Annotated in this window: 10 protein-coding genes; 8 read left to right on the top strand and 2 right to left on the bottom strand. The window is 68.5% G+C overall.

Features of this window, described 5'->3' with window-relative positions; translation table 11 throughout:
* Window positions 1-10: 10 nt before the first annotated feature.
* Both CYFUS_RS19665 and CYFUS_RS19660 read right to left on the bottom strand, forming a co-directional pair.
* Window positions 11-1,192, bottom strand: a complete 1,182-nt coding sequence (locus CYFUS_RS19665) for an efflux RND transporter periplasmic adaptor subunit (RefSeq protein WP_095986619.1) — start codon at window positions 1,190-1,192, stop codon at window positions 11-13.
* The gene (locus CYFUS_RS19660; RefSeq protein ID WP_232537812.1) at window positions 1,185-2,480 is read right to left on the bottom strand and encodes a TolC family protein; all 1,296 of its coding nucleotides are present in this window, start codon (window positions 2,478-2,480) and stop codon (window positions 1,185-1,187) included. The genes CYFUS_RS19665 and CYFUS_RS19660 overlap by 8 nt, the downstream gene beginning before the upstream one ends.
* Window positions 2,481-2,652: 172 nt before the next feature.
* On the opposite strand from CYFUS_RS19660, the gene CYFUS_RS19655 reads away from it, so the two are divergent.
* The 8 genes from CYFUS_RS19655 to CYFUS_RS19620 all read left to right on the top strand — a co-directional run bounded on the left by CYFUS_RS19655 (window position 2,653) and on the right by CYFUS_RS19620 (window position 14,873).
* A complete protein-coding gene (locus CYFUS_RS19655; RefSeq protein WP_095986617.1) occupies window positions 2,653-3,312 on the top strand; it encodes a response regulator transcription factor in 660 nt (219 codons plus the stop codon).
* Window positions 3,299-4,630: a sensor histidine kinase gene (locus tag CYFUS_RS19650; RefSeq protein ID WP_095986616.1), complete on the top strand. Its 1,332-nt coding sequence runs from the start codon at window positions 3,299-3,301 to the stop codon at window positions 4,628-4,630. Before CYFUS_RS19655 ends, CYFUS_RS19650 begins: the two co-directional genes overlap by 14 nt.
* A 217-nt stretch (window positions 4,631-4,847) precedes the next feature.
* Entirely contained in the window at window positions 4,848-5,912 is a 1,065-nt protein-coding gene (locus CYFUS_RS19645; protein WP_095986615.1) for an NAD-dependent epimerase/dehydratase family protein, read from the top strand.
* An 18-nt stretch (window positions 5,913-5,930) separates the two neighbouring features.
* Window positions 5,931-7,004, top strand: a complete 1,074-nt coding sequence (locus CYFUS_RS19640; RefSeq protein WP_095986614.1) for an NAD-dependent epimerase/dehydratase family protein — start codon at window positions 5,931-5,933, stop codon at window positions 7,002-7,004.
* Entirely contained in the window at window positions 7,001-7,807 is an 807-nt protein-coding gene (locus CYFUS_RS19635) for a glycosyltransferase family 2 protein (RefSeq protein ID WP_095986613.1), read from the top strand. The genes CYFUS_RS19640 and CYFUS_RS19635 overlap by 4 nt, the downstream gene beginning before the upstream one ends.
* Complete coding sequence (locus CYFUS_RS19630) at window positions 7,791-9,122, top strand: hypothetical protein (protein ID WP_095986612.1); 1,332 nt, start codon at window positions 7,791-7,793, stop codon at window positions 9,120-9,122. Before CYFUS_RS19635 ends, CYFUS_RS19630 begins: the two co-directional genes overlap by 17 nt.
* A gap of 234 nt (window positions 9,123-9,356) precedes the next feature.
* Window positions 9,357-13,304: a protein kinase domain-containing protein gene (locus CYFUS_RS19625; RefSeq protein ID WP_157758534.1), complete on the top strand. Its 3,948-nt coding sequence runs from the start codon at window positions 9,357-9,359 to the stop codon at window positions 13,302-13,304.
* Window positions 13,305-13,577: 273 nt separating this feature from the next.
* Complete coding sequence (locus CYFUS_RS19620; protein WP_157758533.1) at window positions 13,578-14,873, top strand: serine protease; 1,296 nt, start codon at window positions 13,578-13,580, stop codon at window positions 14,871-14,873.
* The last annotated feature ends 275 nt before the right edge of the window (window positions 14,874-15,148 follow it).

Here is a 15,148-nt window from a genome sequence, read left to right as displayed (position 1 = left end):
GAGGTCTCCTTCAGTGGCCCGCGCCGAACTCGGTGCCGAACAGTTCCGCCGCTCCGGTGCCCACGACGAGCGACCCTTCCCGTGGGCCCCGCTCCAACAGGGCCTCGCCCTTCTCCACGCGCAGCACGTCCACGCGCTCCCGGGCGTAGACATGCTCCCGCCGCCGCACGTAGACCCACGCGCCGCCGAGCGCGTCGTAGACGATGCCGGAGGCGGGCACGACGAGCACGTCCCTGGCCTCTCCCGACGTGAGCGTCACGCCGACCCGCTGACCCGGTGCGAACCGGGCCGAGGCGGGCAGCTCATAGAAGGTGTCCACCGTCGCCGCGGCGGGGTCCGCGGTGGGCGGGCCCGTCACCGGCAGCGCCTCCACCCCCGGGTCGCCTCCGGACAGGAGCGCGTGCACGCGCACGGGCGCATCGCCCTTCAAGCGGAACGCCTCGTCGACGAAGAGCGGCACCCGCACCCAGTTGGCGCTCACGCCCACCACCTCGAAGAGGGGCGCGCCAGCCGCCACGGATTGTCCGGGCGCGACCCACACCTGCCGCAGGACGCCGTCGCGCGGCACACGAACGGACATGCTGACATCCGACTCGAGCGGCGATCTGCCCATCTGCTCCAGACGCGCCTGGGAGGCCCGCGCTTCCGCCTCCGCCACGGCATGGTCCGCCCGCGCCTCCTCCACCGCGCGCTCCGTCCCCGCTCCGTCCTTCAGGAGCCGCTCCGCGCGGGCGAGCCGGGACCCGGTGGCCTCGGCTCTCGCCCGGGTGGACTCCAGTGCCCGCTGGGCCTGCGCTTGCAGATCCCTGTCCACCGTGGCGAGCGGCACCAACCGCAACAAGGCGTCTCCTCGCGCCACGCTGACGCCCACGCGCGGTGGGGACTCCTTCTGGACCGCGGCGACCACCCCCGCCACGGGGGCCGCCACGAGCAGGGCGTTCCCGGAGGGCACCATGACCTCTCCACCCGTGAGATACGTGCGCCGGGCGCTTCGCTTCTGGACGGGTTGCACCCCGAGAGCCAGGCGGGACTCGGCCTCGGGGGTGAGGGTCACCGTCGCCAGCGCCAGCTCGGCCACGTGGGTGCTCACGGTCGCGGCGGGAGGCGGGGCCGGGGCGGGCGCCTCGCCCTGGCACGCGAGCAGGGTCGCGAGGGCGCTGGAGATGAGCAGGTAGCGGAAGGACTCATTCATGGGCTGCTCCTTGTCTGCCCAGGCCACGGTCGAGCTGAGCGAGTGCACGGCGGAAGTCCGCCTCGAGGTCGAGGGCGCGCAGTCGCGCGTCCGTCAGGCGGCGAAGGGCCTCCAGCACCTGGAGGTACGGCAGTTCTCCCGCCTCGAAGGCCTTGAGTGCCCCCTCGCTCGCGGCGGTGAGGGCGGGGAGGATGTGGGTTTGAAAGGCCTGAAGGGACTGGGATGCCTGGAGGAGCTGCGCCCGGGCGGTGATCACTTCGTTCGCCACCTGCTGCCGTAAGAGGAGGTAGCGCGCGGAGGCGCGTGAGAGTTCGGCCTCGGCCCGGTCCACGCCTGCCTGGTTCCGGTTGAAGAGAGGCAGTTCCAACTGCGCGCCGGGCACCCACAGCGACGTGTTGCCGCTCGCCGTCGTCGTGGGCTTGGCGTCCAGCCGCGCGAGGAGGTTGACGATGCGCTCCTTCTCCCAGCCCACCCGCTGCCCCGCTCCCTCGAGGCCCAACTCCGCCGCGCGCACGTCGGGCCTCGCCGCCAGCGCCAGGGGGAGGAGTTGCTCGAGCGGGCGCGGGGGCCGGGTCTCCCAGGGGCCCACGCGGGGACTGGCGTTCTCGAGCAGGGGGCTCTGGGCCACGCCCATCAACAGACGCAGCCTCTGCCAGGCCAGCATCGCGTCCGTCCGGGCCCGCGAGGCGTTGTCCACCGCCGTCAGGGCCTCCGCGCGGATGGCCGCCGCCTCCACCTGGCTGGCGTCTCCCGCGGCGAAGCGCGCATCGACGAGTTCGGCCGTCCTCCCCCAGAGGAGTGATAACTGCTCGCGAGCCTCGCGCCGGCCCTCGGCGAGGACCCACTCGGCATGCGCGACGCGCACGTCCCGCGCGAGGTCCAGCCCGTTCTGCACCAGTCCCCTCGCGACCTGCTCCACCTGGAGCTTCGCGGCCGCGACGCGCGCCGGCCGCTGCCACAGGAAGAACAAGGGCATGAGGAGCGAGAGCTCGATCGTGCGTGGGCCCACCGGCATCAGCAGGGAGAACGTGGGGTTGGGCAGGGCGCCCGCCTCGGCCAGGTCCGCCCGGGACACGCCCAGTTGCGCCAGGTCCGCCTGGAGCGCGGCGCTGTTCCAGAGCGCGATGGCCACCGCGGCCGACTCGTCCAGGTGCCCGGCCTCCGCGATACCCGGCGGGAGCGAGGCGGTCTCGGAGCTCTCGGGCCCGAGCGGCGCGGCGACGGATTGGAGCTCGCGGGATACCCAGGCCCGGTCATGGGGAGAGGTGGCACACCCCGCCAGGGTCATCGACAATGAGAGGGTCGCCAGGCGGGTGGGAAGGAGGCGTTGGATCCTGCGGCGGGAACGCATGTCCGCACCATGCCCGCCCCGGGTAAACGGAAGCTGAACGGCGCCCGGGCCGGGCGCGCCGTGGCCGGACGCCGTGCGCTAGCATCTCGTGCATCCCCCCGAGCACCCCATGCGCGTCCTCGTCGTCGATGATCATCAGGAACTGCTGACCCTCGTCTCCCAGGCGCTGGAGCGGGACGGCCACGTCGTGCGCCAGGCCGCCGACGTGGAGCAGGCGCGGCGCGCCCTCGAGGAAGAAGAGGTGGAAGTCATCGTGCTCGACGTGGGTCTGCCGGATGGCTCGGGGCTCGTGCTCTGCCGGGAGCTGCGGCGTGAAGGAATCCAGACGCCCATCCTCATCCTCACGGCGCACAACCGGGTGGATGAGCGGGTGGAGGGACTCGACTCGGGAGCGGATGACTTCCTGGGCAAGCCCTTCGCGGTCGCGGAGCTTCGGGCCCGAGTCCGCGCACTGGGCCGCCGTCGTGAGCGGGCGAGCACGGTGCAGGTGCGGTTGGGGGACGTCGTGCTCGACTTTGGCAAGCGGGAGGCGCTGCGCGCGGACAGCCGCGTGCCCATCACCGCCAGGGAGTGGAGCATCCTCGAGGCCCTCGCGTCCCGGGGAGGCCGCGTCATGAGCCGTGACGAACTCCTGGAGTCCATCTGGGGAGACACGTCGACCGGAGCGGTCAGCAGCCTGGAAGTCCTCGTCGGCCGCATCCGCCGCAAGCTGGGCGACGACGTGGTGAGAACCCTTCGCGGAGCGGGGTACGGCCTTGGGCGAGGATAGAAACACCGCGCCGCGCGACACCCTGGTGCGGCGGCTGTCACACACCGTCTTGGGGGTCGCCCTCGTGAGCAGCGCCCTCACGGCTGGGGCCACGGGCTTCCTCTCCGAGCACATGTTGCTGATGGCGGAGGACCACCAACTGCGAAGTGCCGCGCTGCACCTGTTGGACGAGGCCGCCGGGCTCGACGAGGCCCAGGCCGGCGAGGTGGCGAACCACGAGCTGACGGAGCTCGCCGGCTCCGCGATTGGCATCACCCTGTTCGCGGGAGAGCGGCGACTCGGGGGCGCGCCGGGCATCGACGCCCTCTCCGGATGCGAGTGGTCCCGCGCCCCGGGACAAGCGGGTCTGCGCCGCTGTGGCGTGGCCGCTGGTGGGCGGCTGGTGGTCACCGAGCAACACCTCGCGTTCGTTCCCCTCATGAGGAGCTGGTTGGCGGGAGCCGCGCTCCTCGCGGCGGTGGGTGCCGCGCTCCTGAGTCTCGCGATGAGCCGGCGCATGGCGCGCTGGGCCGCCCGCCCCCTCACCGAGCTGAGCGAGTCCCTCTCGCGGCTGCAACCGGGCATGCCCGTGCCAGCGCCGCTCGACACCCCTGCCCGCTATGCCGAGGTGGATGCCCTCCGCGTCGCACTGGTGGAACTGCTTGGACGCTCGCAGGAGGCGCTGGAGCAGTCGCGCCGGTTCTCCGCCAACGCCGCGCACGAGCTGCGCACCCCCCTGGCGGCGCTTCGCATCGAGCTGGAGCTACAAGCGGAGAACCCGCACCCTCCGGACACGGCCGCCTCGCTCGCGAGACTCCTACGAACGGTGATCTCGCTCGGGACGCTCGTGGAGCGGCTGCTCGTGCTCGCGGACGGCGCACGGGGGACGCTCGAGTGGGTGGAGCCCGTCCGCCTGCCCGAGCTCACCGAGGAGGTGCTGCTGGGCCTCGCGAAGGAGGCGGCGAGCCGGGTCCGCGTGGAGACCGAGGGAGCGGGCCAGGTTCGGGGGGATGCCCACCTGCTGAGGCAGCTCGTGGAGAACGCGGTGGACAACGCTCTCAAGTTCTCGGGGAAGGGGCCCGTCCTCGTGCGCATCCGGGACACCGGGGAGACGACCCTCCTGGAGTTCCAGGACGAGGGGCCAGGGGTCTCGCGGGAAGACTCGGCCCGGGTCTTCGAGCCCTTCTACCGTTCGCCCAGAGCGCGTGCGCGGCATCCTGGACATGGGATTGGCTTGTCCCTGGTGGCGCTCATCGCCCGGGCCCACCACGCCCGCGCCGAGTTCCTGGAAGCCGAGCGCGGCGCCCACCTGCGGGTGACGTTCGCGCGGGAGCCCTGACGAACCCTCGACGGGAGGAGGAGCCGCCCTACCGCCCGGCCGAGCGCGGCAAGCGGAACTTTCCGCATATCGGCGCCATGGACCGACGCCTCCTCGTGGAGCAAGCGAGCCCAGGCACCATCGTTTGCTTGATAACCAAGACTCGAAGTAATAAGCCGCCTCGCGCTGAACGCACTCGGCCGGGAGCTGTTCGGCGGTACCGGAAGGGGCGGAGAACATGAAGATTCTCGTCACGGGGGGGGCTGGTTTCGTCGGAGCCAGCCTGGCTTGCGCGTTCAAGCGGCAGGACCCGTCGGCCGACGTCGTGGTGCTGGACAACCTCCGTCGCCGCGGCGCCGAGCTGAACCTTTCCCGCTTCCGCGAGCTGGGCATCCGCTTCTTCCACGGGGACATCCGCTGCCCGGGGGACCTGGAGGATCTGCCCGGCACGTTCGACGCCTTCATCGAGGCCTCGGCCGAGCCCAGCGTGTTGGCGGGCCTGGATGGCAGCCCCAGGTACGTCCTCGACACCAACCTGGTGGGCACCCTCAATTGCCTGGAATTCGCACGCAAGCGCGCGGGCGGGCTGATCTTCCTCTCCACCTCGCGCGTCTACTCCATCGAGCCTCTCCGGGAGATCCGCCTCACCGAGCGCCCCACCCGCTTCGAAATCTCCCCGGAGCAGGTGCATGCCGGCATCGGTCCCGCCGGCATCAGCGAGCACTTCACCACCCTCCTGCCCCGCTCGCTCTACGGAGCGACGAAGCTCGCCTCCGAGCTGATCATCCAGGAGTACGTGCACAGCTACAAGATGCGCGCGGTCATCAACCGCTGCGGCGTCATCGCGGGACCGGGTCAGTTCGGCAAGGTGGACCAGGGCGTCTTCACCCTCTGGGTGGCCAACCACTACTTCAAGAAGCCATTGCGCTACACCGGCTTCGGCGGGCTGGGCAAGCAGGTACGCGACCTGCTCCACCCCGAGGACCTCTTCTCGCTGCTCACCACGCAGCTCTCGCAGTTGGACCGCGTGAGCGGTCAGGTGTTCAACGTCGGTGGCGGCCGGGAGATCTCCACCTCGATGCTCGAGCTCACCCGGGTGTGCGAGCAGGTCACCGGCAACACCCTTCCCATCGCGAGTGATCCCACCACCAACCCGGTGGACATCCCCCTGTACATCTCCGACTCGAGCCTCGCGCAACGCACCTTCGGGTGGAAGCCGAAGCGCGACGTGCGCGCCATCATCGGAGAGATTGCCCAGTGGATCGGTCAGAGCGAGGAACTGCTCCGGCCCCTTTTCGCCTAGAGAATCGAGGAACCCAGAATGTCCGTCGCGATCGTCACCGGCTCGTCCGGCCTGATTGGCAGTGAAACCGTCCGATTCCTGCATGAGAAGGGGCTGGAAGTCGTCGGTATCGACAACAACATGCGCAAGTATTTCTTCGGCGAGGATGGCTCGACCGAATGGAATACGGCGGTGCTCAAGCAGAGCCTGAAGAACTTCCGCCATGTGACGGCGGACATCCGTGACCAGGGAGTCATCTTCAAGCTCTTCGAGGAGTACAAGGGCCGCATCTCGCTCGTGGTCCACGCCGCCGCGCAGCCGAGCCACGACTGGGCCGCGCGCGAGCCGTTCACGGATTTCTCGGTGAATGCCCAGGGCACGCTGGTGATGCTGGAGGCCACCCGCCTCCACGCTCCCGACGCGGCCTTCATCTTCACCTCGACCAACAAGGTCTACGGTGACACGCCCAACTACCTGCCGCTCGTCGAGCGCGAGACGCGCTGGGAGTGCGCTCCCTCCCACGCATACGCCCCGCATGGCATCGACGAGTCGATGTCCATCGATCAGTCGAAGCACAGCGTCTTCGGCGCCAGCAAGGTGGCCGCCGACGTGATGGTGCAGGAGTACGGGCGCTACTTCGGAGTGAAGACGGGCACCTTCCGCGGTGGCTGCCTCACCGGCCCGGCCCACTCGGGCGCGGAGCTGCACGGCTTCCTGGCCTACCTCGTCAAGTGCGCGCTGACCGGCAAGCCCTATACGATCTTCGGCTACAAGGGGAAGCAGGTCCGCGACAACATCCACTCCTACGATCTGGTGAATGCCTTCTGGCACTTCTTCCAGAAGCCGCGCGCCGGCGCCGTCTACAACATCGGTGGCTCGCGCCACAGCAACTGCTCGATGCTCGAGGCGATCGACACCGTGGAGCAGCTCAGCGGCAAGCGCCTGCAGTACACGCTGTCCCCGGAGGCGCGTGCCGGCGACCACATCTGGTGGATCAGCGACGTGCGGCGCTTCCAGCAGGACTACCCCGAGTGGAAGTACCGCTACGACCAGCGCACCATCCTCGAGGAAATCGTCGAGGCCACCGCCGAGCGCGTGAAGAGGGTGTCATGAAGCTCTCCGTCGTCATCCCCGCCCACAACGAAGAAGGCTGCATCGAGTCCACCGTCCGGGCGCTGGTGGAGAAGCTGACGGAGGAGCGCATCGAGTACGAGGTGCTCGTCGTCAACGACAACTCGAAGGATCAGACCGAGGAGATCCTCGCCCGGCTCAGCCGGGAGCTGAAGGGCGTGCGCTACGTCAACAACACGCCGCCGCACGGGTTCGGCTTCGCGGTGCGCAAGGGACTGGAGTCCTTCTCGGGTGACGCGGTGGCGGTCTACATGGCCGATGCCTCCGATCGCCCGGAGGACCTCGTGCTCTACTGGCGCACCATGGAAGAGAAGCGCGTGGACTGCGTCTTCGGGTCCCGCTTCGCGCGCGGCGCCCGCGTGGTGGACTACCCGTTGCCGAAGTTGATGCTGAACCGGATGGCGAACGCGTTCATCCAGGTGCTGTTCACCCTGAGCTACAACGACACCACCAACGCCTTCAAACTGTACCGGCGCGAGGTGATCCAGGGGCTCCAGCCGCTCCTCAGCCATCACTTCAACCTGACGGTGGAGTTGCCGCTCAAGTCCATCGTGCGCGGCTTCTCGTATGCCGTGGTGCCGAACGACTGGATCAACCGGAAGACGGGCGTCTCCAAGCTGAAGATCAAGGAGATGGGCTCTCGCTACCTCTTCATCGTTCTGTATTGCCTCATCGAGAAGTGGCTGTCGCGCGGGGACTACCGTCGCGAGAAGATGAGCCCCATGCCCAAGAAGACGGCTCCTGGACCGACCGACCGGAGCATTCCACATGTGGACGCGGCCTAGACTGGCCATCGCCGCCTCGGTCGGGGTGTTCCTCGTGCACCTCGCCCTCGTGTGGCATTACGCCGTCGACATCCCTTACTGGGATGAATGGGAAATGCTGCGGCCCGAGGCCTTCCCATCGGAGCACCTCTCGCTCGACTGGCTCTTCGCGCGTCACAACGAGCACCGGATCGTGACGACCAAGCTCGTCCACTGGCTCTTCTTCCGGTTGTCGGGCTGGAACCACATCGGACTGATCGTCTTCAACTTCCTCTTCTTCGGGCTGCTGCTGCTCGCGATGGCGCGGCTGATGCGCCGGGCGGTGCCGGACCTGCCCGTGGTGGCGGTGATGGCGTTCCTGCTGTTCCTGCAGACGCCGCTCAACTACGAGAATCACCTCTGGGGCTTCCAGCTCCAATTCCACTTCCTCCTGCTGATGCTCTGCCTCGGCATCATGATGCTGTTCGATGAGCAGCAGCGAAGCGGGTGGCTGGTCTCCGGGGCGGTGCTCCTGGTGATGGGGGCCTATTCCTTCTCCAGTGGCATCACGGCGGGTCTCGCGGCGATGGGGGTATTCGTGGGCTTCAAGGCCCTGCGCGCCTTGCGCGCACAGGACACCGCCACGAAGCCGCGGGAGCTGGCACAACTCGGGGCGGCCGGCCTGATCACCCTCGCGGGAATCGCGGCAGCGGCCCTCGGGCAGCGGCATCTGGATGGTCATCCGGAATTCACGCTCCCGCATCAGTCCAAGTTCTGGGTGTACCTCGTCAACCTGGTGGGACTCGGGTTTGGCTTCGAGCAGCAGAGCGAGTTGGTGGGAACGCTCTGCCTGCTCGCGGTGGTCGTGCCGGTGGGCTGGTTGCTGCTGCGCTCGCGCCTGCGATTGACCTCCGCGCAGTGGATGCTCGTGGCGATGATCGCCGCCGTGGGCGCGGCACTGGCGACCATCACGCTCGGACGCGCCGGGTTTGGTGTCGTCAGCGCCAAGAGCTCTCGCTATATGGAAATCGCCTTCCTCCTCGTTCCGCTCACTGCTGCTATCTGGTGGAGTGTCCTGGAACCGTGGACGAAAGCCCGGAGGACGGCCCTGGTGGTCCTCTGGACTGGCTGCCTCATCGGCGCCGCGAATGACGTCTCACTGAAGTACTACCGGGCCCAGCGCGACGAGCGGATGGAAGGCGTGGCGTGCGCACGCCAGTACTACTTGAACGGGGGAGAGGCGAACTGTGGCCGGCTCTATCCCGTGCCAATCCCCGAGCGATTGGATCGCGCGCGCCAACTGAAGCTGTCCTTCGTCGAGGACATCCTCGCGCGACAAGAACTCGCGCGCGAGTAGCAGTCGCCCGCGCCATCCGAGGCCCGAAGTGTCGCTACCGGCACAGGCGCGTCTCCCACAGGAGGCGACGAGCGGAAGGTTCCCAGATCGGCGCCTCCTGCCCCTCGGAGCACCCCAAGGGCGGAAGGCGGTGCTCCCTGAGCGCGAGGCAGGCTGGATGGGGAGCACGTACCCGTCACAACGCCGCACAAGCCACTCCACCCTTGTTGGAGCCAGCGGACGGAGAGAGTCCTCGTGACGAGTCGGAACACAGGTTGGCACGACCTCGAGGAGGGTGCGTCTGACTTCAGCGACACGTTGCTGCTGAAGCTCAGGGAATCGCCCGCCCTCCTCCGCCTGCCCTGGCCGGGAGAGCTGCTGGGTGGTCAGCGGGGGGATCGCTTCGAGCTTCGTGAGCGGTTGGGCCAGGGAGGCATGGGCCAGGTCTTCCTCGCCTGGGACAGGGAGCTGCGGCGCCACGTGGCCCTGAAGTTCATCCAACCCCTCACGAACATCTCCGGCCCGACGCTCGGCTCACTCCTCGAGGAGGAGGCACGGGCCATTGCCCGGCTCGACCACGACAACATCATCCGCCTCTTCGATATCTCGGAATGGCGGCCCACCCCTTCCGCCGTTGTCCCCTTCCTCATCATGGAGTGCCTGAAGGGGAAGTCCCTCTCCGCCCGCCTGCGACAGGGCGCGCTGGACTGGAACGAGGCCCTCGCCGTCTTCCATGACGTGCTCGCGGGGCTGGAGCATGCCCACGCGCATCAGGTCATCCACCGCGACCTCAAGCCAGGCAACGTCTTCGTGCTCGACGAGGGTCGCACCAAGCTGCTCGACTTCGGGTTGGCCCGGCTCGCCCTGAACCCGGGGAGCACCACCACCCGTGGACTCCTGCGGGTGGGCTCGCCACCCTACATGGCCCCCGAGCAATGGCTGGACACGCCGCATGACGCCCGGACCGACCTCTGGGCCGCCGGGCTCCTGTTCTACCTGATGCTCACGGGCAAGCATCCGTGCCCCAGCCACTCCGCGGAGGACTTGCGTGACTGGGCCCTCGGCTGCCGGCCGCTGCCCTCCGTACGCGACGGCCACCCGGAGCTGCCCGCGGAGATGGACGCCCTGTTGGGCAAGGCCACCGCCCGGGAGCCAGAGCAGCGCTTCCAGTCCAGCCACGAGTTCTCGGAGGAACTGACGGCCCTGGCGCGGCGGCGCGAGGCCGCCCGGAAGGGCCCACCCGCTCCGCGGCGCGCGCAGGTCACCTTCGTCTGCTGCGTGATGGAACGTCCCCCGGAGCCACTCGATGACGAGACGCTCGGGGAGCGGCAGGACGACTTCCAGCGGACCTGCTCGGAGCTCCTCCAGCGCCAGGGCGGTACGGTGCTGCAGTGCATGGGAGACGAAGTGCTCGCCTGCTTCGGCCACCCCCGCGCCGAGGAGGATGCACTGCTGCACGCGGTGCGGGCGGGGCTCGCGCTGGCCTCGATGCCGCGGGCGCGCTTCGCGGTACGGGTGGGCCTGCACACCGCCTCCGTCGTGCTGAGACCCCTGCCCCCGGCGGGCCAGAGCGGCAGCGCCTCCGCCCTCCAGGGGGACGCACACGTCCTGGCGATCCAGGTGGCACGCCAGGCCCAGGCCGGGACGGCGCTGCTGAGTCAGAGCACCCACCAGGGGCTGCGCGGCGCATTCATCACCGAGCCCCTCGCGCGTGGCGACGCGGGCGCCGTGCCCATCCCCCTCCACCGACTGGTCCGCGAGCGGGAGGAGCCCCTGCGCTTCGAACGAACGCGGCCCCCCGGACTCACGCCGCTGGTGGGCAGGGACGAGGAGCTGCACCAGCTCCGGGAGCACTGGGAGCAGGCGCGACGGGGACATGGGGCCCTCGTCCTGATCCAGGGCGAGGCCGGCATTGGCAAGTCCCGGCTGCTGAGCGAGCTGCGCGAGCAGGTGGGCTCCGAGGCGGGGACACGGGCCGTGGCGCAGTGCTGGCAGGAGTCCAGCAGCAGTCCGTTCTTCCCGATCAGCCAGTTGCTGCGTCAGCTCTTCGCCCTTCCTCCGGAGGCCCCACTGGAGCAGCGGCGGGCTCGCGTCATCCAGCGATTGGAGGAGCTGGGTATTCCCCACGAGGAGTATCTGCCCCTGCTCGAGTCCCTGCTCCGCCTCTCCGGCTCCGAAGCCTCGCTCGCTGAAGGCGCCAAACTCCGGCAGGCCCAGCTCCTGGAACAGCTGGTCACCCTGCTCCTGGCGCTGACCGGCTCCCGGTCCCCCACGACCCGCCCCGCCCTGCTCATCATCGAGGATCTGCACTGGGCGGACCCGTCCACCCTGGATCTGCTGGCGTGCCTGAGTGAGCGGGTGCGGTCGGCCCCGCTCTGGGTGCTGCTCAGTGCCCGCCCGGAACTGCGGCCGCCCTGGCCTCCCACGCCCGGTGTCCACCGGCTCGTGCTGCCACGCTTGTCATTGGAGCACACCATGCATCTGGTGGCCCGGATGACCCCCGGCCACCGCTTCTCCGAGGAGAAGCTCCGTCAGCTCCAGGAAAAGACAGACGGAATTCCTCTCTTCATCGAGGAGCTGGCCCACCTGCTCCTGAGCGAGGGCTCGCCCTCCCAACACCTCGTGGACGCGCCAGCCATTCCCATTCCCTTGCAATCCCTGCTGCAGGCGCGACTGGACTCCCTCCCGGGGGAGCTGCGGGACCTGGCCCGGCGCTGCGCGGTCATTGGCCGCGGCTTCCGACCCTCCCTGCTGGCAGCCTGCGTGGAGCAGCGAAACGAGGAGCTGCGCCAGGGACTCGAGGGGCTGGTGGCCGCCGGGCTGCTGCGGCGATGCGAGGACGCCCCGGAGGCGCGGTACGAATTCCGCCACGCCTTGCTGCGGGAGCAAGCCCGCGAATCACTGCCCCGCGCCGAGCGGCGCCTCGTCCACCAGCGCATTGCCCGGCACCTGGCCGCGCGACTCGCGGACCCCTCCGAGTTTCCCCCGGAATGGGTGGCCCACCACTTCACCCAGGCCGAGGAGTGGGCCCAGGCCTATCCCTGGTGGTGGGAGGCGGGGCGGACGGCCATGGCACGCCGGGGCTACACGGAGGCGGTGCACCACTACCAGCAGGCCCGCCATGCGCTGGCGCGGCTTCCCCCCGAGCCAGGCCATGCCGCGGAGGAGTTACGGCTGCTGCTGGAGCTCGGGGTGCCGATGCTGGTCACCCGATGTGCCACGGACGAGGTGAAGGGCCTCTTCCTGCGAGCCGAGGAGCTGTGCCTCCAATCCGGGGCGACCGAGCAGCTCTCCCCCGCGCTCATCGGGCAATTGATCTGGCACCTGGAGCATGCGGACTACGTGGAGGCGTTTGGCACGGCGAAGCGCCTGATGGACGTGGGTGAACGCTCACACCAACAGGAAGAGCAGGCCATGGGCTTCGTGGCGATGGGCATCTGCCTGATGTTCCAGGGAATGCCGCGGCGGGCACTGGCCCATTTCGAGCGTGCCCGCGAACTCCAGGGACCGGGCTTCCATCCCGAGCGCGAACGGGCGCTCTGCCAGAAGTCTTGCTTCTCGCCGCGCGTGATGGCCCTCATCTTCTCCGCCGTGGTCCGGCTCTTTCTCGAAGGGCCCCGGCCGGAGGCTCGGAACGACTGCGAGCAAGCCCTGGGTCACCTCGACACACTCCACTGCCCCATGACGGCGTCCGTCACACTGACCTATGCGAGTCTCTTCTTCCAGCAGTGCGGTGAGGTGGAGCGAACCCTCGAGCTGACGTCGAGATTGCTTCCCATGATGACGCACTACAACCTGTCGATCTGTGGGGTGGAGATCGCGGAAGCCCTGCACGGGTGGGCGTTGGACAAGCAGGGAGAGGCCAGTGGGCTGCGCTCGCGCATCGAGCAATGGGCGGCGTCTGGGATGCGCAAGGGGCTCTCCTATTGCTTCGGCCTGCTGGCCGATCTGCACCTGGGGCGCGGGGAAATCCAACCCGGACTGGAGGCCGTGCGGGAAGCCCTGGTCTGGGCGGAAGCGCTGGGGGAGCGGTTCTACGAAGCCGAGCTGCACCACCTGAAGGGGCAGTTGCTCTGGCATCGAGGGGCGGGCGGCGCGGCGCGGCTCAGCGTCAGGAAGGCCATGGAGCTCGCCCGAAGTCAGCAGGCCGCCTTCTTCGAGCGCCGAGTGGCCGAGACGCTGGAACACCTGCGGATGGATTGAGACGAGCCGTGGAGGTCGAAGCCGAGGCTGGTACTGTCAAGTCCTCTCGGATTGATGCCGTCAACGCAACACGGAGCAATTCGGGTGTGGTCCCGTGAGCAACAGCGATAGCCATTCCACTTGCGCCCTCCCGACGGCTGCCGAGGGGAAGTTGCCTTCCGCGAGTTCTGGCATGTTGGGTGCACAGGTACTCCCCGGATCCAACACGCGTCGTCCACGTGTATGTTTTCACCGCATGGATCCAAGTCACGCCCGTTCATCTGGGAGACAAGCATGAGAGAGCGTCTGTACTCCGCCGTGTTGGCCTCGGTGCTGTGCTGGGGCTGTAGTCCTCAAGACCTGGAATCAATTCCCCAACCAGAGCTTGGCCAGCATGAGCAGGACATCATTGGGGGGACGGCCGCCGCGGCGGGGCAGTTTCCCTGGCAGGCGCGCATGACCGTGAATGGGAGTCACTACTGTGGTGGCTCGCTCATCCACCCCAAATGGGTCCTGACGGCGGGCCACTGCGTCGATGGCATCTCCCCAGGCAGCACGAGGATCATCCTGGGAGATCGCCAGATCAACCTGCCCGAGTCGACCGAGCAGTCTCACACCGTGCGCCGCTTCATCCTCCACCCTGGCTTTCACTATGAGAGCGGTGCGCCAGTGAATGACGTGGCCCTGGTCGAGATGGACACTCCGGCAACCCTCAATGGAGCCGTCCAGACAATCGCGCTATTCAACAGCGACCGTATGGTGCTCAATACCCCCCACACAGTGAGTGGATGGGGTTGGACCTCCGCGAATGCCCATCAGGCGTCCAATCTGCTGATGAGCGCCACCCTCCCGGTCGTGGGCAATGCGAGCTGTAATGCTGCGCCACTCGCTCGTGATCTGCTGGGCGGCGAACTGTGCGCTGGCTTCCTCAATGGCGCTCAGGGAGGTTGTCACGGCGATAGCGGCGGCCCGCTCGTCACCCAGGGCAACCCGGTGCGGTTGGTGGGGGTCGTGAGCTGGGGCCGGGGCGGCACTTGCGACACGTACACGGTTTTCTCCCGCGTCTCCTCTTTCGTGTCGTGGATCGATAGCCAGATAAACTGCGTGCCCTGCCCGATGAGCGGGAGCGGGTATGACGGCGCGAACTGCTACGCGGGTACACCGCCCTCGGGCACGACCCCCTTCGTCCACAACGGCGGCCTCTATTACTCTCCCGTGCGCGTACCCACCTGCCCGATGAGCGGGAGCGGGTATGATGGCGCGAACTGTTATGTGGGCACGCCGCCCTCGGGCACGACCCCCTTCACCCACAACGGCAACCTCTATTATTCGGCGGTGGGCGGCAATCAGTGTCCGATGAGCGGGAGCTGGTATGACGGCGCGAATTGCTACGCGGGCACGCCGCCCTCGGGCACGACCCCCTTCGTCCACAACGGCAGCCTCTACTATTCTCCCGTGCGCGTGCCCACCTGCCCGATGAGCGGGAGCGGGTATGATGGCGCGAACTGTTATGTGGGCACGCCGCCCTCGGGCACGACCCCCTTCACCCACAACGGCAACCTCTACTATTCACCCGTGTGCCAGCCGTAGCCTCGTGACGCATGGGAGAGTGGGGCCTTGTTGAGGGGGGCGGGCAGGAGCAGAGAAGGCGGGGAGGGCCGCAGACAGGGTGTGCGCCAGACGGGTGCACCGGCTTCGAGCATGCGAGAGCGCGGCAAGCGACGGAAGTTCGCTTCTCGGACCAAAGGAGTCTCAGATGACACCATCAGGATGGCTGGCACGAGGACCAGAGCGGTGCCTGCGCTTCCCACGACCACCGCGACACGAGCACGGAGCGGAAAAGCTCTTGGGCGCTCGTGGGGGTG

Source organism: Cystobacter fuscus (genome assembly GCF_002305875.1).
GTDB classification, from domain to species: domain Bacteria; phylum Myxococcota; class Myxococcia; order Myxococcales; family Myxococcaceae; genus Cystobacter; species Cystobacter fuscus_A.
This window is presented reverse-complemented; position numbering and strand designations above follow the sequence as displayed.